This is a genomic window from Qipengyuania flava, from assembly GCF_011762005.1.
Classification (GTDB): domain Bacteria; phylum Pseudomonadota; class Alphaproteobacteria; order Sphingomonadales; family Sphingomonadaceae; genus Qipengyuania; species Qipengyuania flava.
In genome coordinates this window covers 1,002,650-1,028,464 of sequence record NZ_JAASQU010000001.1, presented here as the reverse complement: position 1 = coordinate 1,028,464, position 25,815 = coordinate 1,002,650, and the positions used below count along the sequence as shown (strand labels likewise).

The window sequence follows — 25,815 nt, the reverse complement described above, 5'->3', positions numbered from 1 at the left end:
TCGCCGCGGCTGCCCTTCACGCATTCCCAAAAGGCTGATCCACCGTGCGGATACCCATCATCCCGACCGTCATCGTCGCCGCGGCCATCGCCACAATGATCGGGCTCGGTATCTGGCAACTCGATCGCAAGGACGAAAAGGAAGCGCTGATCGCGCAGGCCGAGCGCTCGCTGGCCGCACGCGACGAGGTGATCCTGCCGAGCGATGCCGAAGCACGCGAAGAGCTGCTTTATCGACGTACGCGCGTGGAGTGTGCGACGGTGCAGTCGCTTACCACGGTCGCGGGAACCAGTCTGCGCGGGGAAAAGGGGCTTGCCCAGCGCGCCACTTGCCTGCTTGCGGATGGGACGACCGCACGGGTGGATATCGGATTCTCGCGCAGACCGGAGCCGGTCGAATGGGATGGCGGCAGTGTCGTCGGTACGATCGCTCCCGGTGGGCGCATCGTCGCGACCGAGCCGCTCGCTGGACTCGAGCCGCTGGCCGCACCCGATCCGCGCGACCTGCCCAACAACCATCTCGCCTACGCCGGTCAGTGGTTCTTCTTCGCGCTGACCGCGCTGGTCATTTACATCCTCGCGCTGCGCCGCCGCTCCACCCGGGCTAGGGCGGATTAAAGAGCCGCTTGCTTGCCCGCCGGGGGCTGCGCGGCTAACCGCCGGAAACGATGAAATACGTCTCCACTCGCGGTAGCGCCCCGGCGCTCGATTTCGCCGGCGTCACGCTGGCCGGCCTCGCATCGGATGGCGGGCTGTATGTGCCCGCAAGCTGGCCGCAATTCTCGCATAAGGAAATCGCCGCAATGCGCGGGCTTCCCTATGACGAGATCGCGGCGCGGGTGATGGAGCCCTTCGTCGGCGATTGTCTCACGCCGGCGCGGCTGCGCGAACTTACCGCCAAGGCTTACGGGCGTTTTTCGCACAAGGCGGTGACGCCGCTGGTGCAGCTCGACGAGCGCCAGTGGCTGCTCGAACTCTTCCATGGCCCCACGCTCGCCTTCAAGGATGTGGCCTTGCAGATGCTGGGCTTGTTGTTCGAGGAATTCCTGGCCCGCGATGACGGCAAGCTTACCATCGTCGGTGCCACCAGCGGCGATACGGGTAGCGCCGCGATCGATGCCGTTGCGGGGCTCGACCGGGTCGAGATATTCATGCTGCACCCCAAGGGGCGCGTCAGCGACGTCCAGCGCCGACAGATGACCACCGTCCGCGCACCCAATGTCCACAACATCGCGATCGACGGCAGCTTCGACGACGCGCAGGCCATGGTGAAGCGCATCTTCTCCGATGCCGACGTCACCGCCAAGCACCGGATCGGCGCGGTCAATTCGATCAACTGGGCCCGCCTGATGGCGCAGGTGGTCTATTACTTCGTGGCTTCGATTCAGCTGGGCGGGCCCGAGCGCAAGCTCGCCTTCAGCGTCCCCACGGGCAATTTCGGTGACGTTTTCGCGGGCCATGTCGCGGCTCGGATGGGACTGCCAATAGAGCAGCTCGTCGTGGCGACCAACGTCAACGACATCCTTCACCGGGCGCTCAGCGCGGGTGATTATTCGGCGGGAACGGTCACGCCCACCGCGGCACCTAGCATGGACATTCAGGTCAGTTCGAATTTCGAACGGCTGCTGTTCGATGTCGGGGGGCGTGACGGGGCTGCACTGGCCGAGCAGATGCGCGGCTTCGAGAGCACGCGCGCGATGCAGCTGACCAATGCCCAGCGCGAGGGCGCGGCGCGGCTGTTCACCAGCCTGCGCGCCGACGAGCACGACATGGCGAGCGCGATGCGCTGGGCCTGCGAAGATTGCGCTCAGGTAATCGATCCGCACACCGCGATCGGCCTCCACGCCGCACGGGCCGTGGAACTGCCGCGCGACGTGCCGGTGGTGACACTCGCCACGGCACACCCGGCCAAGTTCCCCGACGCGGTGGAACGCGCCACCGGCACGCGTCCCGCGCTGCCGCCGCGCGTGGGTGATCTCTTCGCCCGCGAGGAAGCCTATACCGAGCTTTCTGGCGCCTATGAGGCGGTGCGCGACCATATCGTCGGACACGCTGCCTGATGGCCGAACTGGTTCGCGACCCGGTGCTGATGGTGGGCGAGGGCTGGGATGCCTATCGCCTGCTCGACAGCGGCCATGGACGCAAGTTCGAACAATATGGCGATTATCGCTTCATCCGCCCCGAACCGCAGGCGATGTGGTCTCCGCGCTCGGAAAGCTGGGACGCGCATGGCGAATTCGTTCCTGGCAGCGACGAGGACGGTGGCGGTCGCTGGCAGTATTCGCGCGAAGTGCCGCGCGACGGCTGGGAACTGGGCTGGGGCGAGGAAGCGCGCTTCACTGCGCAATGCACGCCATTCCGGCACCTCGGCTTCTTCCCCGACATGGCCCCCGTGTGGGACTGGATGGGGCAGCAGCTGGGCGAGGCGCGCGACGCCGAGACGATGAACCTGTTCGGCTACACGGGTGTCGGTACGCAGGCACTGAGCCGCTTCGGGCGCGTGACGCATGTCGATGCGAGCAAGAAATCGGTCGCACAGGCGCGCGAGAATGCCGCGTTGGCGGGTCTCGGCGAGCGACCGATCCGCTGGCTGGTCGAGGATGCGATGAAATACGCCGCGCGCGAAGTACGCCGCGGGCGTCGCTACGACGGGATCATCCTCGATCCGCCCAAGTTCGGGCGCGGACCCGATGGGGAGGTGTGGCGGCTGGAAGAGGGCCTGCCCGCGCTGGTCTCCGATTGCCGCCAACTGCTCGACACTGACAGTCGTTTCCTCTTCCTGACCGTCTATGCGGTTCGGATGAGCAGTCTCGCGCTCGGTGGCTTGCTCGACGAGGTCTTCGCGGGCCTGCCGGGCAAAATCGAACACGGCGACCTGGCAGTACAGGAAGACGGCAGCGGGCGGCTGTTGCCCACCGCGATCTTCGCGCGCTGGTCCAATCCGCGCTAGGAGGCGGCGCATGGACGATTCGCTGATTCTCGAAGTGGCCGATTTCGAGCATGATGTGCTCACCGGCATCTACTCTGAAGAAACCGGGCGGCCGCAGCCGCTGCGCTTCACCATCAAGGTGCGGATGAAGCCCCTGCGCCGGTACGATCCCGAGACGTCGCTCGATCATTCGAAGAACTACATGGATCTGAAGTTCGCCGCATCCGAGGCCTTGCCCGAAGGCGTGCACTTCAAGCTGATCGAGGCGGTCGCCGACCACGTCTGCGAAACGCTGTTCGTGCAGGACAAGCGGATCGAGGCCGTGACGGTCAAGATCGTCAAGCTCGCGATTGCCGAAGCGGACGAGAAGATCGGCATTACCCTCCACCGCGAGCGACGCGGATGAAACGCATCGTGGTCGACGGTCTGCCGGACGACCCGCTCGCGGCATCGGGCGTGTTCCACCAGCATTGGCTGGCGCATGTCGAAGCCACGTTGGTTCAGGGCGAGGACGTCATGGTGCAACTGCCTGCGGCCGATCACACGCACCGAGAGTGGCGCTGCGCAATCGTGGCCGGGCTGGCACGCAAGCACGCGCCGGTTCGCGTCAATCTCGTCGCGGGCGAGGGCGAAGCGCTGGCTGCCTGCGAAACCTATCTCGCCGCGGCGCCCGGGGTCACCGGGCAATATCTGGAGGTCTGAGCCGATGGCAGTGCGCGTCCTTTTCCTGGGTCCGCTGGCCGATCTTGCGGGCAGCGCGGAGCGTGAAATTCCCGCTCCGCTCGATTGGCTAGGATTGCTCGACGCGGTCGGGCCTGAAGTCGCTGGCCAATTGCGGGATGAACGTGTGCATATCGCCTGTGCCGGGCGGGTTCTTGCCGATAAGACGACGCTTACCGCCGGCGATGGCGACGAAGTGGCGCTGCTTCCCCCGGTGAGCGGTGGCTAGGCTGCGTCTCGAATCGCCGCTCGACGTTCGCTTGACGGACAGCGGGCTGTCGGTCGGCGAGGCGCTGGCAGCCTTCAACGCCGCGCAGGGCGGGGCGGGGGCGATCGTATCCATGCTGGGCAAGGTCCGTCCCGATGGCGATGTCAAAGCGCTCGAACTCACGCATTACAAGCCGCTGACGCTGCCCGGGATACAGGCGTTGGCGGATACCGCCCGAAACCGGTTCTCGCTGACGGGCGCGGTGGTCTGGCATCGCATCGGGGTGATGGTGCCGGGCGAAGCGATCGTGCTGGTGGCAACCGCTGCGCTACACCGGCGCGACGCCTTCGCGGCGGCGGATTACTTGATGGACCACCTCAAATCGGCAGCGTGGCTGTGGAAGCGCGAGCGCCGCGCGGACGGCTGGCACTGGATCGAGCCGCGCAGCCAGGATCACGCGGACCTTGCGCGCTGGAAATAATCGCCCGGCTTTGATCCAGATCAAGGAAGTGCCCAGCGGCGCGGCGCATCACGGCTCCAACAAAGGAGCACGCCATGTCCAAGCATTTCACCCGTGAACTCGTTGCCGAACACGCCGCGATCCACGCAGCACCCAAGGTTCGCCATGAGGTCGATCGCAGCTTCGAACTGCCCAAAGGGCTCTACGTCGCGACGGTGGCGTTCTATCTCGGCTTCCTCGCGGTGATGGCTGCGGGGCTGTCGACGCCGGGGCTTATCATTCCGATGGTGATCTTCACGCTCTTTATCGTCGCCGGTTTCGGGCTGCCTGCACTGTGGACGCGGATCACGCCCGACCACAAGGGCCGCAACATGAGCTGGGCCCGGCTGGCCAGCCAGGGAATCGCTACGCATACCGGACGCGTTTCGGCCCGCGATGCCGCGGTTCAGGTGCTGATCCTGCCTGCCCTGGTGTTCTGCTGGGGTGTGACCACGGTGATCATCGCCGCGCTGGTCTGACACGCGAAAGAATGCGGGGGGAGACGCGGGGCCGGGGCGACCGGTTCCGCGTTTTCGCGTGCACCGTGCCGTTCAACGCACCTGCGCGCGCAACCGTTCGAGCACGACGTCTTCCTCGGTCACCAGCGCAACGACGGTGGCGCGTGCCGCGGCAATCGCTGCAGTATCCTGTGCCTGTACCGTTGCGGCGGTGAACAGAATGTCGAGATCGCCCAGCGCCACCGCGGCGTTGCTGCGCGCCGAATCGAGGTCGGCCAAGGCCACCTGCGCGCTCGCCCAGCTGTCGCTGCCGACTGCCGCATTGCCTGCTGCCTGCACACGACGCTGAGCTGCGGGAACTGCTGCGGTGAATTGCTCATGCGCATCGCGTGCTGCGGCGACCAGCGATTCGAGCCGGGCAGGGATGTCGCCCTCCGCATTTATGACGACCGGCGGCACGTCGAGCTGTCGCGGTGCGGCAGGCTCGAATGTCCCTTCGGCACGTTCGACGTCGCGGACTGCGAGCGAGGGGTAGGAATCGCCCGCGGTCGAAGCGCATCCGGCGAGCAGGAGTGCGGCGAACAGCGGGGCGGCGGGCTTGCGATCGAACATGCCCCGGTCCATATCACGCACGGCGGCGCAGACCAGCGCGGATGCAAAATTCCTCGCACCAAGCGTTGACTTGCCGCCACCTATCGCTTAACGGCACGCTTCTTTCCGGGGCTGCTCCTTGCGGCCTGACGGGTGCGCCGTGCATTCGCAAGATCACGGCACAGCAATTTGAACGAGAGATAACCACCATGTTCGCAGTAGTGCGCACGGGCGGCAAGCAATACCGGGTTGCCGCCGGAGACAAGATCGCGGTTGAGAAGCTGGCTGGCGAAGCCGGCGATACCATCACGCTGGGCGACGTCCTGCTTGCGGGCGAAGGCGACGCGCTTTCGGATGCCGGCAAGGTCACCGTTTCGGCGGAGATCATTGCGCAGGCCAAGAGCGAGAAGGTGGTCGTTTTCAAGAAGCGTCGCCGTCACAACTATCGCCGTAAGAACGGTCACCGTCAGCAGATGACCCTGCTGCGTATCACCGACGTCGGCACCGGCTCGGCCAAGAAGGCCGCACCGAAGAAGGAAGCTGCTCCGAAGGCTGAAGCTGAGGACAAGGCTCCTACCAAGAAGGCTGCGCCCAAGAAGGCCGCCGCCAAGAAGACCGAAGCCAAGAAGTAAGGAGCGCGGACGATGGCACATAAAAAAGCAGGCGGTTCGTCGCGTAACGGTCGTGATTCGGCCGGTCGTCGCCTTGGCGTGAAGAAGTTCGGCAGCGAGAACGTCGTCGCCGGCAACATCATCGTGCGCCAGCGCGGCACCAAGTTCTATCCGGGCACCAATGTCGGCATGGGCAAGGACCACACGCTGTTCGCGCTTACCGACGGTATTGTGCGCTTCCACAAGGGCAAGCTCGACCGCAAATTCGTCTCGGTCGACATGATGGCCGAAGCCGCCGAATAACCGGACGCTCCGATAACGGGATCGTCCAAACGGGACGGTCCCAGCCGGGTCCATGATCCGGCAGCCGAAGAGGGAGATGGGACCTTTCCGCCAGGGAAGGCATCCGTCTCCCTCTCGTCGTTTCTCCCTCTTCGACAATCGCGGTGAAATTTTCTTTCGCCATCACGCAATTGTCACGCGTCCGGCCTAGGAGCCCGGAGCGTGGAGATACGGGGAGATTACCGATGTTCCATGTAACCGAGCGGCTGCTGTTGCGGCCTGCATGGCCCGAAGATGCCGATGCGCTGATGCGCGGGATCGCCGATGAAGGTGTCGTCCGCAATCTGGCGCGCGCGCCGTGGCCCTACCTCCCCCGACATGCGCGTGAGTTCGTCATGCGCGGACAGGACGCCCGCTATCCGGTGTTCCTGATTACGCTGCCTTCTGCCGAGGGATCGAAAGTTATCGGTTGCATTGGCATCGATCCTTGTGACAGCGCCGACGCCGAGCTCGGCTACTGGATCGCGCGCGATCACTGGGGGCGCGGCTATGCCAGCGAAGCTGCGCGTGGTGCGCTCGAGGTGGCGCGGTTGCTCGGCTACCGGCGGATCGAGGCGGGCCATTTCACCGACAATCCCGCGTCGGGCCGCGTGCTGCGCAAGGCTGGTTTCCTGCCCACCGGCAAGATCGTCCCGCGGCACAGCAGCGGACGCGGCGAGACCGCACCCTGCGCGCTATACCGGCTCGATCTCGATGCGGAAGCGCGGATGCCGCTTCAGGCGGCATGATCCCCGACATGAGAAGGCCCCGCTGGCGAAGATCGCCGGCGGGGCCTTCTAGCATTCTGGCGCTGTGCCTTATTCGGCGGGCATGAGGGCGTCGGCGAAATCGCCCTCGTAAAGCTTGATCAGCTCGCGATCGTCATGATCCCAGGGGTGAAAGCCCGGCTTGAAATAGGCCAGCCATGCGGGGAAGATGCGGCGCACGATGCCCGGGCTCACCGTCAGATATTTGAACAGGCCCCATTTCGCTTTCCAACCGGTGATCCCGTCCTGCGCGAGCAGTTCGAGCGAATCGGTCCAGCGATTCTTGAAGAAGCGCGCAGTCACGCTGACCATCACGAGGCTCCGCACCCGCCAGCGTTTGCCCGGTGTCCAGTCGCGCGTGGCGTGGTTCCAGGTGTCGAAGGCGACGCCCTTGTGCTCGATTTCCTCGGCCGCATGCCACCGCCACATGTCGCGGACTTCGGCATCGGCTTCGGCGAAATGCGCCGGGTTCTCGAGAAATTCGGCGGCCATCATCGCGGTATAATGTTCCAGCGCCATGGTGACCGCAAGATTGGCGATGGCCGGGCGGTCCTTGGTCAGCGCCAACATTTCGGCCACGCGCGTATCGATCGCCTTGATGTCGTAGCCGGCATCTTCGGCCAGCCGGTTGAAGGCTATGTGTTCGCGCGTGTGGTTGATTTCCTGACGTACGAATGCGCGGATTTCCGCATCAAGCTCGGCGTCCGCGCCTTCGCGATGCGCTTTCACCGCTTCGATGAAGAAGGCCTCGCCACGCGGGAAGGTGGCTGACAACGCATTGTGCCAGGCGGTCCCGAACGGTTCGCCCGCCCACCACCGGCGCGGGTTGGTTCCGCGATTGAAACGTTCATCACGAACGGTGATGGTAAGATCGTCGGGTGTGGGCGCACGCTGGCGCAGGTCGGTATCGATCGAGACGGGGGCGTTCATGCTGGGCTCCGCGTGATTAACTGACATTGATGTAAGTAAGCGCTACTTACATAGCTGTCAATAATAAGTGGTTACCGCTTTGCCCGCGCGTCCCGATGGGTTAACGCCGTCGCAATGGCCACACGTAAAAGATTATCGCCCCAAGAGTCGCGGCTCGCCGCGCTCGAGGCGGCGAGGGGGCTGCTGATCGAAACCGGGCCGCAGTCGGTCACGCTGAAGGCGGTCGGCGCGCGTATCGGGCGCACCCATGCAAACCTGCTGCATCATTTCGGTTCGGCGGCAGGGCTGCAGAAGGAGCTGGCCGGGCATCTCGCAAAGGCTGTTTGCGACACCATCATCGATGCCGTGCGCGCGAGCCGCGCAGGGCTGGGCAGCCCGCGCGAGGTGGTCGATCTGGCGTTCGACGCTTTCGACAAGGAAGGGGCAGGCGCACTAGCCAGCTGGATGATCCTGACCGGCAATGAGGACGCGCTCACGCCGATCGTGGAGACAATTCACCAACTGGTGGACGAGATCGCACCCGAAGAGGCCGAACACGGCGCGCAGCCCGCGCAGGTCCATGAGGAAACGCTCGCGCTGGTGCTGATGGCAATGGGCGATGCACTGATCGGCACGGCGCTGTCGCGTTCGCTGGGCCTGCCGGAAACGGCGGCGCGCGACCGGGCCGAGCGGATGCTCGTGCGCTCGATGGAGATTACTGGTCCGAAGGACTGAGCCCCGGCTTCATCCACTCAGGGGCGGCGGCGACATCGATGGCGTCCAGTCGCAAGTGATCGACTGCCAGGCCGAGATCGGGATATTCGGCCTTGCGGCGCTTGGCGTCCGATTGGTCCAGCGGCACGACCACCAGTCTCCGGTTGACCTTGCTGCGCCAGTTCATCCGTGCAGTGTTTTCCTGACCGATGTAACAGCCCTTGTCGAAGCTGACCCCTTTGAGTTCGACCGCATTGGTTTCAAGCCACAGGATATCGGCGAGTTCGGCCCGGCCCTCGGGCACCCCCAGCGCAAGCCGATGGTTACGCCATTCCTCATCCGCATTCCCGTCCTGCGATTCTACCACCGGCGCCAGCCACCTCTGGCCCAAAGCTCCAAGCCGGGGATCGACCGCACCGCCATCGCCCATTTCGCGCTGCCAGTGTACCGCTACCGACGGATCGAGCGCGATCGAGATCTTGCGGCGCAGCCGGTAAAGCGAAAGCCGCTTGGCCAGATCCTCCGCGGCATTCGCTTCGCAATCGATCAGCGCTTCCCCCTTGGCGCCCGGCCAGACGAGAAAGTCGAACAGCGTCTTGCCCTGTGGCGTCAGCAATCCGGCATAGACGGGGAGCGTGCCGGTTACGTCATTCGTAACCAGACCCTGAAGGAAGGCGAGGACATCCTCTTCGGGGTCTTCGCTCAACATACGGATCACGGCGCGATGCTTGAGACGGGTAGCGGTCATGCGTGACAGATAGGCCACTCGCGGCCATAGGCAACCGCATGGTCGAATCGCTGACAATCCGCCGCCCCGACGACTGGCATCTGCATTTCCGCGATGGTGAGACGATGCGCGCGGTGGTGCCGCAAACCGCGCGCCAGTTCGCGCGTGCCATCGTCATGCCCAATCTCGCCCCGCCGGTCACCACCACCGCGCTGGCGGCAGCCTATCGCGATCGCATCGTGGCGGCCGTACCCGAGGGTGTCGCCTTCACACCGCTGATGACCGCTTATCTGACAGATGAGAGCGATGCCGACGATCTCGCGGCGGGGCATGCCGACGGCGTGCTGACCGCGGCCAAGCTCTATCCCGCGGGCGCGACGACCAATTCGGCGCATGGCGTGACCGATGTTGCGAACATCATGGGCGTTCTCGAACGGATGGCCGAAATCGGCATGCCGCTGTGCGTCCATGGCGAAGTGACCACGCCCGACATCGACATTTTCGACCGCGAGGCGGTGTTCATCGATCGGATCCTGCAACCGCTGGTCGACCGGCTGCCGACGCTGCGCGTGATCTTCGAGCACATCACCACAATGCAGGCGGTAAGCTTCGTCGAGAGCGCGGGCCCCAACGTTGCGGCCACGATCACGCCACAGCACCTGCACATCAACCGCAACGACATTCTGGTCGGCGGCATCCGGCCGCATATGTATTGCCTGCCGGTGGCGAAACGCGAACAGCATCGCCTCGCGCTGCGCGGTGCAGCGACCAGCGGTTCGGGCAAATATTTCCTCGGCACCGACAGCGCACCGCACCATCGCCATGCGAAGGAAAGCGACTGCGGCTGCGCCGGTATCTTCAACGCGCCATTCGCGCTCGAGAGCTATGTGCAGGTGTTCGAGGACGAGGATGCGCTCGACCGGTTCGAAGCCTTCGCCAGCCTCAACGGCCCGGCATTCTACGGGCTCGCCCCAAACGAGGAGCGGATTACGCTGGAAAAGGCCCCGGTCGAGGTCCCGCAGGAAGTCGACGGCGGCGAGGCGCGGATCGTGCCCTTTCATGCGGGCGAAACGCTCAGCTGGCGGCTGGCTTCCTAGACCGCGCGATCATATCCCATGCGAACACCGCCGCGGCTGCCCAGATGCAGGCGAAGCAGGCGGCTTGCGCGGGTTTCAGCTCTTCGCCGAAAACGGTGAGCCCGAGAATGAAAACGATGCTCGGCGCGAGGAACTGGATGAAGCCCAGCGTCGAGTAGGGCAGCTTGCGCGCGGCGATGGCGAACAGCAGCAACGGGAAGGCGGTGAAAGCTCCACCAGCCATGATCGCGAGGCTGAGTTCGGGGGATACCGCGAAGGACGAACCCTCGGTCTGCGCATAATAAAGCGCGACCCCGAACGAAGGCACCAGCAACAGGGTCGATTCGATCGTCAGCCCGGGGACCGCTCCGACCGCGACCTGCTTGCGAATCAGGCCGTAGCTGCCGAAGCTGAGCGCGAGCGTCAGGCTGATCCACAAGGTTGTCAGCGCGCCTGCCGCGAGCAGCGAGACACCGATGGCAGCAAGCGCGACGGCAATCCATTGCCTTCTGGTCAGCCGCTCGCCGAGCAACATTGTGCCCAGCAGCACATTGACCAGCGGGTTTATGTAATAGCCCAGGCTGGCGGCATAGACCTGCCCGTTCTGGATCGCCCAGACATAGACCACCCAGTTGACCGCGATCAGCGTGGCGCTGAGCGCGAGCCAGCCAAGCGTCCGGCGATGGGCGAACGCCGCCCGCAATTCGGGCCATTGCTTGCGCAACAGCGCGATGAGAAGGCACAGCGGCAGCGTCCAGATGATGCGCCAGCCAACGAATTCGAACGCGGGCACGCTGCGAACCAGCAGCAGGTAGAGCGGCATCAACCCCCAGATGACGTAGGCGCCAAGCGCAGCCGTCAGTCCGGTGCGATCGAGCGGGGCGGGGGCGCTGTTCATTGGCGCGCGCTAGGCGGCCCTGGAGGGGGTCGCAAGCGCAATCCGCCGACGGGTCGCAAACGCTTCGTCGAAAAATCCGAATCTGACAGCGCGGTTGCATTCGGTTCAGATTCGGGGGCGTAAAGCTTAACGCATCGACGGAGCGCTTCCGCCGGTCGCAGGAAGAAAAAAGGACGCCCCCATGCCCAATCCATTCAAAGCCGCTTCGCTCGCTCTCGCCGCGACAGGCCTCGCCATTGCCCTCCCTGCCAGTGCGGCACCCGCCATGCACGCGCTCACGGGCGCGCACGCCGCCGCTACCGGCGATTTGACCTTCGAACACAAGCGCGACCGCAAGCATCGCCAATATCGCGACCGCGATTATCGGGATTACCGTGACTATCGCGACTACCGTGGCGACCGCCGCGATGTCCGCCCTTATTACATGGGTTACGACCGCAATTACGGCCAGCCGGTGCGCAACAACACGCGCGTCTGGCGCGGCAATGACGGGCGCTATTACTGCAAGCGTGACAACGGCACCACTGGCCTGCTGGTCGGCGCCGGCGTCGGCGCGCTGCTTGGCCACGAAGTCGCAGGCAGCGGTGGCGACCGCACCCTCGGCGCTATCCTCGGCGGCGCGGCCGGCGCGCTGCTGGGCCGCACCATCGACCGCTCGAGCACGCGCTGCGGCTGATCGAACAGCTTCCGGTCGTGCCCACCCACGACCGGATAACGCGGTCCCCACCGGGCCGTGTGGGCGTCGTCCGGTCTCCCGCGAGGGAGGCGGGCGGCGCCCTTTAACCATTCGCGTGGGGCCTGTCCCGCTATGGTGCAGCAACATCGAGCACACTGGCTAAGCCGGCCGCTTCCGGCCTAGGGGGCTCTTGTTCCCAAGTAGAGGTCTATTGATGAAACGTCGCCTGCTGGTCTCCCTCGTTCCCGTCGTCCTTTTGGCTAGTTGCGGCGACAAGGCAGAGGATGAGGCCGCAGGCGACGCGATGGACCCGGCGAGCGAACAGGCGCTCAATGGCGAACTGGCGACCGATCCCGATCTTGCTGGCAGCAATGAAGCGAATGCAGCGCTGTCGGGCACGGGCAACGTCTCAATTCCCGATATCGACAAATCGCCCCGCGCGGTCGAGACGGCACGCAGCCGGGCAGCCGAACTGGTCGGCGGGCGCAGCGAACTGGTGTCGCCCCCGTCGGCACTTTCGCTGGGCGCGGATGGCCAGCCCAGCGCCGCCATGATCGCAGCGGCGCGTGCGGCGGTTTCGCCGGGTGGCGAGAATTGCGGCGACAAGGTCGAATACACGTCGTCTTGGGCGGCCAAGCTGCCTACCGCATTCCCCGTCTATCCGCGCGGCAACACGCAGGAAGCTGCGGGCACGGACGAGGGCGATTGCGCGCTGCGCGTCGTTTCATTCCTGACGCCGGTGGCGCTCGAGGAAGTGCTGGCATTCTATTACACCCGCGCCCGTGCGGCAGGTTACAGTGCCGAACACACCAAGAGTGCAGGCGACAACATCCTCAGCGGCACCAAGGGCAAGGCGGCCTATGTCGTCTACGGCCGCCGGCTGTCGCAGGGTGTGACCGAGATAGACCTCGTCACCACCGATTGATCGCAGGCCTCAGCCCGCCGATCGTCAGCCTTCCCTGAGGCCCACGCCTAGGCTCGCGCGCGGCTGCTCCATCTCGTTGCTGGCGACCGGATAGGCGCAATAGTCTGCGGCGTAGAACGCGGCCGGGCGATGGTTGCCCGACAGGCCTACGCCGCCGAACGGCGCTGCCGAAGAGGCACCGTTGGTGGGCCGGTTCCAATTGACGATTCCGGCGCGGATCTCGCTCCAGAAATGCTCGAAATCGGCGGGCTTGCCGCCGATGAGCGAGGCCGAAAGGCCATAGCGCGTGTTGTTCGCTTCGACGATCGCGGCGTCGAAATCGGGCACGCGGATCACTTGCAGCAGCGGTCCGAACAGTTCGATATCGGGGCGCTCGTGTATTTCGGTCGCATCGAGGATCGCAGGTGACAGGAAGGGCAATTTCTCGTCACGGCGCTTCATATGCATGATCGGCGAACCGCCCCGGCTCATCAGTGCGAGGAAGCTCTCCGACAACAGGTCGGCCGTGCCGTTGTCGATCACGCAGCCCATGTAGGGCTGCGGTTCGGCGAAAGGTTCGTCGACGATCAGCCGCTCGGCGAGCGATTTCACCGCCGGGACGATCTTGTCGAACATCGAATCGACCACGATCAGGCGCCGCGCGGCGGTGCAGCGCTGGCCTGCAGTGGTGAAGGCGGATTGCACGATGGTGGCTGCCGCGTCCTCGATCTTGGGTGTATCGAGCATGACGATCGGGTTGTTTCCGCCCATTTCGAGCGCCACGATCTTGCCCGGGTCCGAAGCCAGCTTGCGGTTGATCGCAATCCCCGCGCGGGCCGATCCCGTGAATAGCACGCCATCGACCATCCAGTGCTCGACCAGCGCCTGGCCGACCTCGACACCGCCATGGATGCACTGGACGACGCCCTCGGGCACTTTCGCCTCGTGGAAGCAGCGCGTCAGGAATTCGCCGACCGCGGGGGTTTTCTCGCTTGGCTTGAAGATCACCACATTGCCCGCGATCAGCGCGGGTACGATGTGGCCGTTGGGCAGGTGCGCGGGGAAGTTGTACGGCCCCAGCACCGCCATCACGCCATGCGGCTTGTGACGCAAAGCCGCAGTGCCCTGCAGCGCGCTGTTGAGCTTCTTCTGCCCGGTCCGTTCGGCATAGGCAGTGATCGAAATCTCGACCTTGCCGATCACCGCTTCGACTTCGGTCCGCGCTTCCCACAAGGGCTTGCCCGTTTCGCGCGCAATCAGTTCGGCGAAGGTTTCGCCATGCTTGCGCACTTCATTGGCGAAGCGGCGCATGAATTCGATCCGGCGGCCGAGCGGTTCGCGGGCCCATTGCCGCATGGCCTTGCGTGCGCGTTCGATCGTATCGTCGACATTGCCCGATGTTCCGCGCCAGATTTCCTTGCCGGTTGCGGGTTCGGTGGAGACCAGTTCGGTCGTCATTGCGCTGTATATGTCCTGTTTGCGACTGGATACGCGCCTACTTGGGGGCACGCGGGCGCGGCGTCAATTCAAGTCGCCTCTGCCTGCGGTGAATGGCCTGCAGGCTCGGGTGGTGCGCCATGCGCCGCGCCCATCGCACGCACGGCCGCGACCTTGTCGGCAAGCGGCCGCCAGTCGTCATTTTCGGCGATCGCCGCCCAGATCGCCTCGACTTCGTCGATCAGCATCGATTGCGGCGCTTCGCCCTGCCAGTAGGGATGATCGTCGGCCACCGGCTCGTATCCTGCCAGCGCATCGGCCAGTGCCCCTTTGGCGTCGCGACCGCCCCTGTGAGCGAAGAAGAAGGCGTCGGGCGACATGCCGGTTTCGCGCAAGGTCGCCTCGCATGCGGCGACGAGCGCGCCGTCCTCTTCCGCCCCGCGGCTGGCCACGCCGAGCCGCCAGCACCAGCGCCGGCCGATCGCCGCCATGTAGAGCGGCCCGAAACGCTCCATCGCGGTAATCAGCGGCGGCACATCGACCAGCAGCCGCAAGGCAACCGCGAACTGGCCGCAGTTCCAGTGCAGCGCTTCGGGTTGGCGACCAAAAGCATAGAGACCCTGGTGATCGAAATAGGCGGCGGTAAAGCCCGGATCCCATTTGGGCAGGAAGCGCCAGGGGCCGTAGTCGAAACTCTCGCCGGAAATGTTCATGTTGTCGGTGTTGAGCACGCCGTGGACAAATCCGGCGACCATCCAGCTTGCCGCGAGGTCCGCCATCCGTTCGACCAGCTGGTGCATCAGCTGGACCGCCGGTTCGTCGCGACCGGGCGCATCTCCTGGTGGCATCGGGCCCGGAAACTGTGCCAGGCAATAGTCGACCAATTGCGCCATGTGATCGCGTTCTTCCAGCGCCAGCAACCGCTGGAAGGTGCCGATGCGAATGTGGCCATGGCTCAATCGCGTCATCACCGCCGAACGGGTCGGGCTCGGTTCGTCGCCGCGGGTCAGGGCTTCGCCCGTTTCCACCACGCTGAAGGTCTTCGAAGTATTGACGCCGAGCGCTTCGAGCATTTCGGTGGCGAGAATTTCGCGCACCGCGCCTTTCAGCGTTAGCCTGCCGTCGCCCGCGCGGCTCCATGGCGTCTGGCCCGATCCCTTGGTCCCGAGGTCGAGCAGGCGGTCCTCGCCATCGCGCAACTGCGCGAACAGAAAGCCGCGGCCGTCGCCGATTTCGGGATTGTACACGCGGAATTGGTGCCCGTGATAGCGCAGGGCCATCGGCTCGGGCAGATTGCCATCAAGAGGCGTGAACCGGCCGAAATGCCGCACCCACTCAGCGTCCGTCAGTCCGGCCAGCCCGACGGTCGCGGCATACCGGTCGTTGCGGAAGCGCAGCAGCGTTTGCGGGAAGTCCGCCGCGGCGACAGGATCGCCAATCCAGTCGGCCAGCGAAGCCAGAGGCGTGTCGGGGCGATAGCTCGCGGCTTGCGGTTCGGCGCGCATGCAGCGATAGTGGGCGGCGAGACAGCCCGATACAAGGGCAGTAACGCCAAGCGACTAAGGTTTTCGCCACCGGACATGGATACCAGCTACACCGACCGTCACTGGCAGAGCGCCGACGGTCTCACCCTGCATTTTCGCGAATATGGTGCCGCCAATGCGCGCCCGCCGGTCATCTGCCTGCATGGGCTGACGCGCAATGCGCGCGATTTCGAAGATCTGGCGCCGCATATCGCCTCGCAGGGCTGGCGCGTGCTCGTGCCGTCGATGCGCGGTCGCGGCGACAGCGATTATGCGGAGGACCCCGCGAGCTACCAGGTCGGCAGCTATACGGGTGATCTGATGGCCCTGCTCGAGGCAGAGGGTATCGCGCAATTCGTCTCGATCGGGACCTCGATGGGCGGGTTGATCACTCTTGCGCTGGCGGCCATCGAACCCGATCGTGTGGCGGCGGCCCTGCTCAACGATGTCGGTCCGGTGCTCGAAACTGCGGGGCTCGATGCGATCAAGTCCTATATCGGGCAGGGGCGCAGCTTCCCCACCTGGATGCATGCCGCACGCGCATTGGAAGAAACGCATGGCGCGGCTTTCCCCGGGTATGAAACCGAACAATGGATCGCGATGGCGAAGCGTTCGCTGACGCTGTGCAACAACGGCCGGATCGCGTTCGATTACGATATGAAGATCGCCGAACCGATCATCGCCGCGGACGAGGCGGCGGTTCCGCCCGATCTGTGGCCCGCTTTCGACCGGCTGGCGCAAAACCCGCTGGCGCTGCTGCGCGGCGAATTGTCGCAATTGCTCTCGCCCACGGCATTCGCTGAAATGCAGCAGCGCGCGCCCAGGGCGATTGCGGCTACCGTTCCCGGCGTCGGGCATGCGCCCACGCTCGACGAGCCCGCGGCACGCGAGGCGATCGACCAATTGCTGGCGCGCGTCGCATGAGCCGGCCCCGCGGCGGGGCGGTTCCGCATATCCTGCACCTGCAATCGACTTTCGCTGCGGGGGGCAAGGAGCTGCGCACGGTCCAGCTAATCAACGCCTTCGGCAAGAACGCGCGGCACAGCATCGTCTCGGCCGAGCCCGACCATCTGGAAGCGGCAGAGCGCATCGCCAAGGGCAATGACGTCCGCATCCAGCCCCCCTTTCCCGCGTTGAAAGGACGGCCGACACCCGGGCGGCTGCAAAAGCTGGCAAAGGCGATGCAGGGATACGATCTCGTCTGCACGTACAATTGGGGTGCGCTGGACGCGGTGATGGCGCACACGCTGTTCAAGGACCTGCACAATCTTCCACCGCTGATCCACCATGAGGACGGCTTCGACGAAAGCGAAGCGAAACGCCTCAAGAAGCGCCGGACCTGGTATCGCCGCATCGCGCTGGGCAAGACCGCGGGGCTGGTCGTCCCTTCCGAACGGCTGGAAGAGGTCGCGCTGGTCGACTGGCAGCAACCGCTTGGCCGGGTGAAGCGCATCCCCAACGGGATCGATACTAAGGCCTTCGCCATGCGTCCGAAGAAGGACGCCTTGCGGTTGATCAAGCATCCGGGCGAATTCTGGGTCGGCACGCTCGCCGGGCTGCGTACGGTCAAGAACCTCCCCCGGCTGGTGCGGGTCTTCAACGACCTCGCCGAGAACTGGCAGTTGGTCATTCTGGGCGAGGGCGAGGCACGCGAGGCAATCCTCGCGGAAGCGGACCGGCTGCAGATCAACCACCGGGTGCATCTGCCCGGCGCGACCGACGATCCGGCGCGTGTGATCGGCCTGTTCGACATATTCGCGCTGTCGAGCGATTCCGAGCAATTCCCCGTCTCGGTGATCGAGGCCATGGCGGCTGGACTGCCGGTGGTCGCGCCCGCGGTCGGCGACATTGCGGGAATGGTTTCCGAGGCCAATGCGGAATTCATCACTCCGCCGGGCAATGAAGAGGAGTTGCGCATGGCGCTGGTCCAGCTCGCCGTGTCGAAGGAGTTGCGCCGCGAAGTGGGCGAGGCGAACCGCGCGAGGGCTGTCGCCCAGTTCGACGAGGCGAAGATGATCGCAACCTATCGTCGGCTCTATTCGAGCGCGATGCGGATCGAGCTGTGAACGCTTTCATCGGCCATTCACGCGGACGGGGACAGGCAGTGCCGACCATTGCCCTCGTACCCGCCTGTCCTTAAAGAGCCGCGCAAGCAAACCCTTTCCAGATGGAGCCCGGCCCAGTGGCCCTGACACCCAAGAACGAACTGACCCGCGAAGAGAAGCGCGCCAAGAAGGCCGATGCCGAGCAGGAAGCGCTGCTGCGCGAGGTGGACGATGCGGTCCGCCAGAGCGATGCCGATGCCTTTCTCGCCCGCTGGGGCAAGCCGCTGTTCGCGCTGCTCATTCTCGGTCTCGCAGCGTTCGCAGGCTATCTGTACTGGGACAGCCGGCAGGAAGCCGCGATGGAACGCGATTCCGAAGCTCTTGTCGGTGCGCTCGACCAGATCCAGGCGGGCAATCTCGACAGCGGTTACGCCCAGCTGGAGGAATTGGCGGGCAAGGAAGGCGGTGCCGCGATCGCCGCGATGATGATGCGCGCGGGGATTGCCGAACAGCGCGGCGACACCGAGGAGGCCGCGACCCTGTTCGGGCAGGTCGCCGGGAACGAAGATGCGGCCCCCGCCATGCGCGACCTCGCGCGGCTGCGGCAGGTGGTCATCGAGTATGACGAGATGGACAGCGCTGCGATCATCGCTGCGCTCAAGCCGTTGGCGACACCCGGCAAGCCCTATTTCGCCAGCGCGGGCGAGCTCGTTGCGCATGCCTATCTCGATCAGGACGAGCGGGCCGAGGCCGGCGCTCTGTTCGCGCAGATCGCCAAGGATGAGAACGCGCCCGAAACGCTGCGCTCGCGCGCCCGGCAGATGGCCGGCGTGCTGGGCGTGGACGCGATCGAGGACGTCGATGCGCTGCTCGAGGAACAAGGGGTCGAACGCGAGGCGGGCGAAGGCGAAAACGCTGCCGCTGCAACCCAATAGGGCGCGCCGAGGCCGCCACCAGATACGAACGAGGATTTTGATGAACCGCACATTCCTTACCCGCACGGCAATCGTGACGGCACTGGCGATCGGGCTTGGCGCCTGCAGCGGCGGCCTGTTCGGTGGCGGCGACGGCAAGAAAGTTACGCCAACCGTCGGCGATCGCCAGCCGATCCTGTCGCGGATCGAGACCGGCGCGAAGGTCGATCCGGCCCTGGCCGGCGTCTCGGTCGTGCTCCCGCCCGCGCAGGCCAATGCCAGCTGGGCGCAGGCGGGTGGCAATGCAGGCAAGTCCTACGGCCATCTCGCGCTGGCGACTTCGCCCACGCGTGCCTTTGCCGTCGACATCGAAGGGGCCAGCAACCGTCGGCGGCTGGGTGCCGCACCGGTCGTGGGCGGTGGCAATCTGTATGCCGTCGGCGGTGACGGGGTGCTGAATGCCTTCGACGCGCAAACCGGCGCGCGGCGCTGGACCTATAACCCCGGCATCGAGAGCGAACTCAAGCCTTCGGCTTTCGGTGGGGGCGCGGCCTATGACGACGGCAAGGTCTACATGACCGATGGCGTGGGCAATGTCGTCGCGCTCAATGCGGCAAGCGGATCGGTGCTGTGGAAGGTCAAGCCGTCGGGTCCGCTGCGCGGATCGCCGACGATCGCCTTCGGCTCGATCTTCGTGATGACGCAGGACAACCAGATCTTCGCGCTCAATAGCGCCGACGGTTCGGTGCAATGGCAGGAATCGGGTTCGTCCACGCAGGCCGGTGTGTTCGGCGTCGCCGCTCCTGCCGCGGGGCAGGGCACGGTGATCGCGGGCTACAGTTCGGGCGAGCTGATCGCGCACCGCTACGAGAACGGCCGTACGCTGTGGGCCGATGCGCTCGCGCTTACCTCGATCTCGACCCAGGTCGGCTCGCTGACCGATATCGACGCCGATCCGATCATCGACAACGGCCGTGTCTACGCACTGGGACAGGGCGGGCGCATGGCCGCCTACGAACTGGTCACCGGCCAGCGGATCTGGGAACTCAACCTTGCCGGCATCTCGACTCCCGCGATCGCGGGCGAGTGGATCTTCACGCTGACCGACGATGCGCGCCTGCTCGCCATCGCGCGCTCGACCGGCAAGGTGCGTTGGCTGGCCCAACTGCCGCGCTGGCGCGACGAGAAGGACAAGAAGGGGCCGATCTTCTGGTCGGGCCCGGTGCTTGCCGGCAGCAATTTGTGGGCGGTCAATTCCGAAGGCGAAGTCTACCGCATCAGCACGGGCGAAGGATCGGCAACCGTCTTTACCGATCTCAAGCAGCCGGTCTCGCTGGCGCCGATCGTGGCGAACAACACGCTCTATATCCTCGACGACAGCGGAACGATCACTGCATTCCGGTGATTTCCTGCTAGCGTGACCGCCATGTTAACCATTCGGCGTTAGCGAGGGCGGGTCATGAGCGCGACGCAGCAAGCATCCCTGTCGCGGCCGCAGAGCGATGTCTCGGCGGCCGTCGGGCTGGTCGGTCTGGCCGGGCTGTTCGCCTGGGTCGCCTTCGCGCGCGCTTTTCCCTGGCTCGCCGAGCGTTTCGATTGGCCGGTTCCCTACGATACCCTTGGCGGCCCCAATGCCGCGCTGGTCGGGTTGCTGGCCGCGGCGATTCCGATGGCGCTGTGGTCGGTCGTGGTCGACAAGGTTTACCTGCGTCCCTCCACCGGGCTCGACTGGTCGCTTGCGCATAGTCGCGCTGCCGATCGCGGGGTGACGCTGGTCAAGCTGGCGGGGCTATGGGCGACGTGGGCGATCATCGCCGGGCTCTATTGCCTGTGCCGCTGGTATTGGGACGGGCAATACGTTTTCGCCATCACCGTGCTCGCCTACGCCGCGCCGGTGCTCGTCATCCTCTCGGTGCCCTATGTCTACTGGATCGACCGGGTGATGGTGAACCCGCGCGATCACGCATGGCATTTCGGCGCACTGTTGCTGATGCGGCCGGGCTGGGAAAGCGAGGCGGTGTGGAAGCACTGGCGGACTTGGATCATCAAGGCCTTCTTCACCGCTTTCATGCTGTCGATCGTGCCGTTCGCCTATCGCCATATCGTGACTGCCGATCTGGTTGAAGTCGTGGCGCGGCCCGAACGGATCGCGCTGACGATCATCGAAGCCATGTTCATGGTCGATGTCATGATCGGGACGGTGGGCTATATCGTCACCATGCGTCCGCTCGACGCGCATATCCGTTCGGGCAATCCGCTGCTCGGCGGCTGGGTCGCGGCGCTGATCTGCTATCCGCCGGTCGTCTGGGGAATTCTCGGCAATGGCAAGGCGATCAGCTACGAACACAGCACTGCAGGCTGGCTGCACTGGATGGCGGGCAACGACCTGCTGATCGCCGTCTGGGGCGCGCTGCTGGTCGGGCTGACAGCGATCTACGCCTGGGCGACCTTTGCCTTCGGGCTGCGCTTTTCGAACCTGACCTATCGCGGTGTGCTGACCAACGGTCCCTACCGCTTCACCCGCCACCCGGCATATGTGTCGAAGAACCTGTTCTGGTGGGCCGCGGTCCTGCCCTTCCTCGTCACTACGGGATCACCGGTCGAAGCGATCCGCAACAGCTTCTTCCTGCTGGTGGTCAATGGCATCTATTTCTGGCGCGCCAAGACCGAAGAGGCGCATCTGATTGCCGAGGATCCGAAGTACCGCGCCTATCATGCCTATATGGCGAAGCACGGCCTGCTCACCGCGCCGCTGACAAAGCTGTTGGACCGCTTGCGCCCCCGGCCCGCCGTGGAGCCGCAACCCGCCGAATGATCAGCCGAGCGGCTGGCCCTGGTCGGTCTCGTAGACACGCAGGTCGCGCGCAGCGGGCGGATTGGCAGCCATGAAGGTCTGGAATTCGGCCATGTGATCGGATGCGCCATGCGCATCGAGCGCGGCGCGATCGCGCCAGCGTTCGAACAATACCAGCGTGTCGGGATCGGCGAGATCGGCAGCAAAGGTATAGTCGAGGCAGCCGTCCTCGGCGCGGCTGGCGCGAACCATGTCGACGATCGCCTTGCGCGTGGCGGCATCGATCGGGCGGCCCAGCTTGATGGTGCCGTTGATCTGGATCATCGCATTTCTCCCCGGAATGTCAGAAGCTGTATTTGTAGACGCGGTCGATGTCGCCGCCCCATTCGCCATGGTAGCGATCGAGCAGAACCTGCGCGGGCACCTTGCCGCTGGCGACGATCTCGTCGAGCGTTTCAAGGAATCCGGTTTCATTGTCGCCCGAGGAATTCAGTCGCGCGCGCGCGGCAAGACCGGAGCGTGCGATCGCCAGCACTTCCTTCGCCAAATCGTGCAGCTTTCCGCCGCCCGGCAGTGGCGCGTCGAGCGCGAGCCTGGGCACTGCATTGCGCAGTTCCTCCCGCTCTTCCATCGTCCAGTGCTTGACCAGGTCCCACGACGCGTCGAGCGCATCCTGTTCGTATAGAAGGCCGACCCAGAAGGCGGGCAGCGCACAGATGCGGCTCCACGGGCCGCCATCGGCACCGCGCATTTCGAGAAAGCTCTTGAGCCGCACTTCGGGGAAAGCGGTCGAGAGGTGGTCCCACCAATCGGCTTCGGTCGGCTTCTCGCCGGGCAGGATTTCGAGCTTGCCGTCGAGGAAGTCGCGGAAGCTCAGCCCCGCCGCGTCGAGATACTTGCCGTCGCGGAAGACAAAATACATCGGCACGTCGAGCATGTAGTCGACCCAGCGTTCGTATCCGAAGCCGTCTTCGAACACGAAGGGCAGCATGCCGGTGCGATGCGGGTCGGTGTCGCTCCAGATATGGCTGCGATAGGACAGGTAACCGTTGGGTTTCCCTTCGGTGAAGGGCGAATTGGCGAACAGCGCTGTTGCCAACGGCTGCAGTGCGAGCCCGGTGCGGAATTTCTGCGCCATGTCGGCTTCGCTCGAATAGTCGAGATTCACCTGGATGGTGCAGGTGCGCAGCATCATGTCGAGGCCCAGATTGCCCACCTTGGGCATGTGCCGCATCATGATGTCGTACCGCCCCTTGGGCATCACCGGCAATTCTTCACGCGTCTTGTCGGGCCACATGCCCAGACCTAGGAAGCCGACATCGTAGCGCTCGCCGATTTCCTTGACCTGCGCGAGGTGGCGCCCGGTCTCCTCGCAGGTATCGTGCAGGTTCTCAAGCGGTGCGCCCGACAGTTCGAGCTGGCCAGCGGGTTCGAGGCTCACCGTGCCATCGCCGCCCTTCATTGCGATGACCTTGCCGCCTTCCTCGATCGGCTCCCAGCCGAACTCGCGCAGCGACAGCAGGATATCGCGGATGCCACCGTCCTCTTCATAGGACAGCGCGCGGTGTTCCTTGCAGCAATAGACGAGCTTTTCATGCTCGGTTCCGATGCGCCAGTCGGCTTTCGGCTTCTCGCCGCGCTGCATCGGAGCGACCAGCTGGTCGCGGCTTTCGATGATGGGATCCTCGGCCCCCGACGTCTCGCGCGTACTCATGGCAGGGGGCGATAGGCAAGCGGGCCTTGCCTGAAAAGGAAATTAATCTTCGCCCAGCCAGTCGCCCGCCTCGGCCATCCACACCGCCATGCCTGCGATCGCCGCGGTTTCGCCGCGCAGGATGCGCGGGCCGAGGCTGATTGCAACCGATGCCGGGTGCGCGCGGATCGCGGCGCGTTCGGCGTCGTCGAACCCGCCTTCCGGCCCTACCAACAGCGCGGCGGGCCCTTCGGCATAACAGAAGGCATCCGCCGCGGGTTCGCCGCCTTCCTCGTCGGCGAAGAACAGGTGCCGTTCCTGCGGCCATTCGTCCAACAGCGTGTCGAGCCTGCACACTGCCGCCACTTCGGGCAAGGCGGTGCGCGCACATTGCTCGGCGGCTTCGGTCACCACCGTCTCGGCGCGCTCGGCATTGAGCTTGTCGGCGACGCAGCGGCGGGTGATCACGGGGAGGATCCGGTCCACCCCCAGTTCGGTCGCCTTCTCGAGCACGAGGTCGAAGCGATCTTTCTTGAGCAGGGCGGGGCAGAGCCAGAAATCGGGCACGGCTTCGCGCGGACGCTGGTGATCGCGCGGCTGCAGGAGGACGTGCCGCTTGCCCGCCTCGACGACTTCGGCGGCCCATTCTCCCGTGATATCGTCGCACAGGATCACTGCATCGCCCGGCGCAACGCGCATCACCCTGGTCAGGTAATGCGCGTGATTGCCCTCGATCGTGACCTGCACCGCGGAGGACAGTTCTTGCTCGACGAACAGGCGGGGGGCGCTCTTGGGCGGCCAGGCGGGGGTTGCGGGCATGGCTTTGCAGGTGGCACGACCTTGGTTAGGGAGCAAGCCATGAGCGAGCCCGCCACCCCCGATGTCGTCCCCGATAGCGAGCACCGCGGTCTTGTCGCGCGCTTGCCCCAGGTCCCGCGCGATCTGGCACAGTTGGCGCGATTCGATCGGCCGATCGGCTGGTGGCTGCTGTTCTGGCCCTGCGCATGGGGCGTGTGGCTGAGCGGGGCTGGCTGGCAGCTGGAAGTGCTTGCGTGGTTGCTGCTGGGGGCCATCGCGATGCGCGGTGCGGGCTGCGTCTACAACGATATCGTCGATGCCGATCTCGACCGTCGCGTAGCCCGTACCGCACTGCGACCGGTCGCGAGCGGTCGCATTTCGAAAAGGCTTGCCTGGGGCTGGCTGCTGGCACTGTGCACGATCGGGCTGCTGGTCCTGCTGCAATTGCGCCCGCTGGCGCAAGCCGTCGCGCTGGCGAGCGTGGCGCCGGTCGCCGCCTATCCCTTCATGAAACGCATCACCTGGTGGCCGCAGGCGTGGCTGGGGATGGTCTTCACGTGGGGGCTGCTGGTCGGCTGGACACAACTGCGCGCCGACAATTGGGACGCGCTGGCGGCGATGTATGCGGGTGCGGCGCTGTGGGTGGTCGGATACGACACGATCTATGCCATGCAGGATCGCGAGGACGATGCGCTGGTGGGCATCCGTTCCAGCGCATTGCGACTGGGCGGGCAGGTACAGCGCGGTGTAGCGATGTTCTATGCCAGCGCGGTCATCCTGTGGGCCCTGGCCTTCTGGCTCTATCGCGCCGACTGGATCGCATTGCTGGCGTTGCTGCCCGCAGCCGCGCATCTCGCGTGGCAGGTGGCAACGCTCGACGGCGAGGATCCGGGCAATCCGCTCGCGCGCTTTCGCGCCAACCGCTGGACCGGCGCGCTGGTTGCCGCCGCCTGCTTCGTCGTGGGCAACGCCTGATGTGCAATCTCTACCGCATGACCAAGAACAAGGACGAGGTCGCGCAATGGTTTGACGCGATCGACGAACTGGGCGGTGCCAATTTCGGTGCGGAGGTCTTTCCGGGCTACCCCGGGGCGGTGGTTGCCGAGGGCCGGCTGGCACAGATGACCTGGGGCTTTCCGTTGGTGTTGAAGGGCAAGAACGGCCAGCCGCTCAAGCCCAGGCCGGTCAACAATGCGCGCACCGACAAGCTCGACAGCTTCTTCTGGCGCTACAGTTTCGAAGAGCGGCGCTGCCTTATCCCGGTGACCGCCTGGGCGGAGGCCGAAGGCCCCAAGGGCGGAAAGACGCGCACCTGGCTCAGCCGTCCCGATGCAGAACTGTTCGCAGTAGCGGGCGTATGGCGCGACAGCGAAGAATGGGGGCGCTGCTATTCGATGGTGATGACCGATGCCTGCGGCGCGGCGGCCGAATGCCACACCCGCATGCCCGTGCTGCTGCGCGAAGCCGACCGCAGGCTGTGGACGCAGGGGTCGCCCGAGGATGCGTTTGCCTTGTGTCGTCCCTGGGAAGGCGACCTGGTGCTCGACCGGACCGCCGAACCGTGGGCCGGTGGCGCGTCCGCAGCAAACAGGCTGCTCTGAAAC

31 protein-coding genes are annotated in these 25,815 nt (G+C 65.2%); 22 read left to right on the top strand and 9 right to left on the bottom strand.

The features are described 5' to 3' along the window. Positions 1-95: 95 nt before the first annotated feature. The 8 genes from FHS69_RS05060 (at position 96) to FHS69_RS05025 (ending at position 4,834) form a co-directional block, all read left to right on the top strand. On the top strand, positions 96-617 hold the full coding sequence (locus FHS69_RS05060; RefSeq protein WP_166777067.1) for an SURF1 family cytochrome oxidase biogenesis protein: 522 nt from the start codon (positions 96-98) through the stop codon (positions 615-617). A 50-nt stretch (positions 618-667) separates the two neighbouring features. Next, positions 668-2,059: a threonine synthase gene (gene thrC, locus FHS69_RS05055; protein WP_166776770.1), complete on the top strand. Its 1,392-nt coding sequence runs from the start codon at positions 668-670 to the stop codon at positions 2,057-2,059. Then, on the top strand, positions 2,059-2,949 hold the full coding sequence (locus FHS69_RS05050; RefSeq protein WP_166776769.1) for an RsmD family RNA methyltransferase: 891 nt from the start codon (positions 2,059-2,061) through the stop codon (positions 2,947-2,949). The genes thrC and FHS69_RS05050 overlap by 1 nt, the downstream gene beginning before the upstream one ends. Before the next feature lie 10 nt (positions 2,950-2,959). After that, a complete protein-coding gene (locus tag FHS69_RS05045) occupies positions 2,960-3,334 on the top strand; it encodes a dihydroneopterin aldolase (protein WP_067469528.1) in 375 nt (124 codons plus the stop codon). After that, positions 3,331-3,630, top strand: coding sequence for a Rossmann fold domain-containing protein (locus FHS69_RS05040; protein WP_166776768.1), 300 nt, complete (start codon positions 3,331-3,333; stop codon positions 3,628-3,630). Before FHS69_RS05045 ends, FHS69_RS05040 begins: the two co-directional genes overlap by 4 nt. A 4-nt stretch (positions 3,631-3,634) precedes the next feature. Next, complete coding sequence (locus FHS69_RS05035) at positions 3,635-3,877, top strand: MoaD/ThiS family protein (protein ID WP_166776767.1); 243 nt, start codon at positions 3,635-3,637, stop codon at positions 3,875-3,877. Further along, positions 3,870-4,337 (top strand): molybdenum cofactor biosynthesis protein MoaE, encoded by a 468-nt coding sequence (locus FHS69_RS05030; RefSeq protein WP_166776766.1) that lies wholly within the window; start codon positions 3,870-3,872, stop codon positions 4,335-4,337. Before FHS69_RS05035 ends, FHS69_RS05030 begins: the two co-directional genes overlap by 8 nt. Before the next feature lie 74 nt (positions 4,338-4,411). Continuing rightward, positions 4,412-4,834, top strand: coding sequence for a hypothetical protein (locus FHS69_RS05025; RefSeq protein ID WP_166776765.1), 423 nt, complete (start codon positions 4,412-4,414; stop codon positions 4,832-4,834). A 72-nt stretch (positions 4,835-4,906) separates the two neighbouring features. Here the strand turns inward: FHS69_RS05025 and FHS69_RS05020 are convergent, their stop codons facing one another. After that, positions 4,907-5,425 (bottom strand): hypothetical protein, encoded by a 519-nt coding sequence (locus tag FHS69_RS05020; RefSeq protein WP_166776764.1) that lies wholly within the window; start codon positions 5,423-5,425, stop codon positions 4,907-4,909. Between the two features lie 188 nt (positions 5,426-5,613). Here FHS69_RS05020 and rplU point away from each other — a divergent pair, with 188 nt between their 5' ends. The 3 genes from rplU to FHS69_RS05005 all read left to right on the top strand — a co-directional run bounded on the left by rplU (position 5,614) and on the right by FHS69_RS05005 (position 7,085). Continuing rightward, on the top strand, positions 5,614-6,036 hold the full coding sequence (gene rplU / locus FHS69_RS05015) for a 50S ribosomal protein L21 (protein WP_166776763.1): 423 nt from the start codon (positions 5,614-5,616) through the stop codon (positions 6,034-6,036). A gap of 12 nt (positions 6,037-6,048) precedes the next feature. Next, positions 6,049-6,318 (top strand): 50S ribosomal protein L27, encoded by a 270-nt coding sequence (rpmA, locus tag FHS69_RS05010; protein ID WP_067673038.1) that lies wholly within the window; start codon positions 6,049-6,051, stop codon positions 6,316-6,318. Positions 6,319-6,542: 224 nt separating this feature from the next. Continuing rightward, entirely contained in the window at positions 6,543-7,085 is a 543-nt protein-coding gene (locus FHS69_RS05005; RefSeq protein ID WP_067502051.1) for a GNAT family N-acetyltransferase, read from the top strand. 69 nt (positions 7,086-7,154) lie between these two features. Here the strand turns inward: FHS69_RS05005 and FHS69_RS05000 are convergent, their stop codons facing one another. Next, complete coding sequence (locus FHS69_RS05000; protein ID WP_166776762.1) at positions 7,155-8,033, bottom strand: metal-dependent hydrolase; 879 nt, start codon at positions 8,031-8,033, stop codon at positions 7,155-7,157. A 114-nt stretch (positions 8,034-8,147) separates the two neighbouring features. Here FHS69_RS05000 and FHS69_RS04995 point away from each other — a divergent pair, with 114 nt between their 5' ends. Next, positions 8,148-8,747 carry a TetR/AcrR family transcriptional regulator gene (locus FHS69_RS04995; protein WP_166776761.1) on the top strand — a complete coding sequence of 200 codons (600 nt, stop codon included), beginning with the start codon at positions 8,148-8,150 and terminating at the stop codon, positions 8,745-8,747. Here FHS69_RS04995 and ygfZ read toward each other — a convergent pair. Continuing rightward, positions 8,728-9,474 (bottom strand): CAF17-like 4Fe-4S cluster assembly/insertion protein YgfZ, encoded by a 747-nt coding sequence (gene ygfZ, locus FHS69_RS04990; protein ID WP_166776760.1) that lies wholly within the window; start codon positions 9,472-9,474, stop codon positions 8,728-8,730. The two genes, FHS69_RS04995 and ygfZ, sit on opposite strands and share 20 nt — an antisense overlap. Before the next feature lie 38 nt (positions 9,475-9,512). Between ygfZ and pyrC the strand changes: the two genes are divergently transcribed. Continuing rightward, positions 9,513-10,550 carry a dihydroorotase gene (pyrC, locus tag FHS69_RS04985; RefSeq protein ID WP_166776759.1) on the top strand — a complete coding sequence of 346 codons (1,038 nt, stop codon included), beginning with the start codon at positions 9,513-9,515 and terminating at the stop codon, positions 10,548-10,550. Here the strand turns inward: pyrC and rarD are convergent. Then, complete coding sequence (gene rarD / locus FHS69_RS04980; protein ID WP_166776758.1) at positions 10,528-11,427, bottom strand: EamA family transporter RarD; 900 nt, start codon at positions 11,425-11,427, stop codon at positions 10,528-10,530. The genes pyrC and rarD overlap by 23 nt on opposite strands. Positions 11,428-11,608: 181 nt before the next feature. Between rarD and FHS69_RS04975 the strand changes: the two genes are divergently transcribed. Next, positions 11,609-12,103 (top strand): glycine zipper 2TM domain-containing protein, encoded by a 495-nt coding sequence (locus tag FHS69_RS04975; RefSeq protein ID WP_166776757.1) that lies wholly within the window; start codon positions 11,609-11,611, stop codon positions 12,101-12,103. Between the two features lie 214 nt (positions 12,104-12,317). Beyond that, positions 12,318-13,028 carry a hypothetical protein gene (locus FHS69_RS04970; RefSeq protein ID WP_166776756.1) on the top strand — a complete coding sequence of 237 codons (711 nt, stop codon included), beginning with the start codon at positions 12,318-12,320 and terminating at the stop codon, positions 13,026-13,028. A gap of 24 nt (positions 13,029-13,052) precedes the next feature. Here FHS69_RS04970 and astD read toward each other — a convergent pair whose 3' ends face one another. Both astD and FHS69_RS04960 read right to left on the bottom strand, forming a co-directional pair. Next, positions 13,053-14,465, bottom strand: coding sequence for a succinylglutamate-semialdehyde dehydrogenase (astD, locus tag FHS69_RS04965; RefSeq protein WP_067673053.1), 1,413 nt, complete (start codon positions 14,463-14,465; stop codon positions 13,053-13,055). A 68-nt stretch (positions 14,466-14,533) separates the two neighbouring features. Then, positions 14,534-15,949 carry a protein adenylyltransferase SelO family protein gene (locus FHS69_RS04960; protein WP_166776755.1) on the bottom strand — a complete coding sequence of 472 codons (1,416 nt, stop codon included), beginning with the start codon at positions 15,947-15,949 and terminating at the stop codon, positions 14,534-14,536. Positions 15,950-16,024: 75 nt separating this feature from the next. Between FHS69_RS04960 and FHS69_RS04955 the strand changes: the two genes are divergently transcribed. The 5 genes from FHS69_RS04955 (at position 16,025) to FHS69_RS04935 (ending at position 21,741) form a co-directional block, all read left to right on the top strand. After that, complete coding sequence (locus FHS69_RS04955) at positions 16,025-16,891, top strand: alpha/beta fold hydrolase (RefSeq protein ID WP_166776754.1); 867 nt, start codon at positions 16,025-16,027, stop codon at positions 16,889-16,891. Further along, positions 16,888-18,033 carry a glycosyltransferase gene (locus FHS69_RS04950; protein ID WP_166776753.1) on the top strand — a complete coding sequence of 382 codons (1,146 nt, stop codon included), beginning with the start codon at positions 16,888-16,890 and terminating at the stop codon, positions 18,031-18,033. Before FHS69_RS04955 ends, FHS69_RS04950 begins: the two co-directional genes overlap by 4 nt. A 116-nt stretch (positions 18,034-18,149) precedes the next feature. Next, positions 18,150-18,947, top strand: a complete 798-nt coding sequence (locus FHS69_RS04945) for a tetratricopeptide repeat protein (protein ID WP_166776752.1) — start codon at positions 18,150-18,152, stop codon at positions 18,945-18,947. A 40-nt stretch (positions 18,948-18,987) separates the two neighbouring features. Next, positions 18,988-20,331, top strand: coding sequence for an outer membrane protein assembly factor BamB family protein (locus FHS69_RS04940; protein WP_208380083.1), 1,344 nt, complete (start codon positions 18,988-18,990; stop codon positions 20,329-20,331). 54 nt (positions 20,332-20,385) lie between these two features. After that, complete coding sequence (locus FHS69_RS04935) at positions 20,386-21,741, top strand: methyltransferase family protein (protein ID WP_166776750.1); 1,356 nt, start codon at positions 20,386-20,388, stop codon at positions 21,739-21,741. Here the strand turns inward: FHS69_RS04935 and FHS69_RS04930 are convergent, their stop codons facing one another. Genes FHS69_RS04930 through FHS69_RS04920 form a run of 3 tightly spaced genes read right to left on the bottom strand, consistent with a single transcriptional unit; the run spans position 21,742 to position 24,232 of the window. Beyond that, complete coding sequence (locus tag FHS69_RS04930) at positions 21,742-22,044, bottom strand: putative quinol monooxygenase (RefSeq protein ID WP_166776749.1); 303 nt, start codon at positions 22,042-22,044, stop codon at positions 21,742-21,744. A 19-nt stretch (positions 22,045-22,063) separates the two neighbouring features. Further along, positions 22,064-23,434: a glutamate--cysteine ligase gene (locus FHS69_RS04925; protein WP_166776748.1), complete on the bottom strand. Its 1,371-nt coding sequence runs from the start codon at positions 23,432-23,434 to the stop codon at positions 22,064-22,066. A 42-nt stretch (positions 23,435-23,476) separates the two neighbouring features. Further along, a complete protein-coding gene (locus FHS69_RS04920; protein WP_166776747.1) occupies positions 23,477-24,232 on the bottom strand; it encodes a 16S rRNA (uracil(1498)-N(3))-methyltransferase in 756 nt (251 codons plus the stop codon). 39 nt (positions 24,233-24,271) lie between these two features. On the opposite strand from FHS69_RS04920, the gene ubiA reads away from it, so the two are divergent. Both ubiA and FHS69_RS04910 read left to right on the top strand, forming a co-directional pair. Further along, positions 24,272-25,186 (top strand): 4-hydroxybenzoate octaprenyltransferase, encoded by a 915-nt coding sequence (ubiA, locus tag FHS69_RS04915; protein WP_166776746.1) that lies wholly within the window; start codon positions 24,272-24,274, stop codon positions 25,184-25,186. Further along, the gene (locus FHS69_RS04910) at positions 25,186-25,812 is read left to right on the top strand and encodes an SOS response-associated peptidase (RefSeq protein ID WP_166776745.1); all 627 of its coding nucleotides are present in this window, start codon (positions 25,186-25,188) and stop codon (positions 25,810-25,812) included. The genes ubiA and FHS69_RS04910 overlap by 1 nt, the downstream gene beginning before the upstream one ends. Positions 25,813-25,815 lie beyond the last annotated feature (3 nt).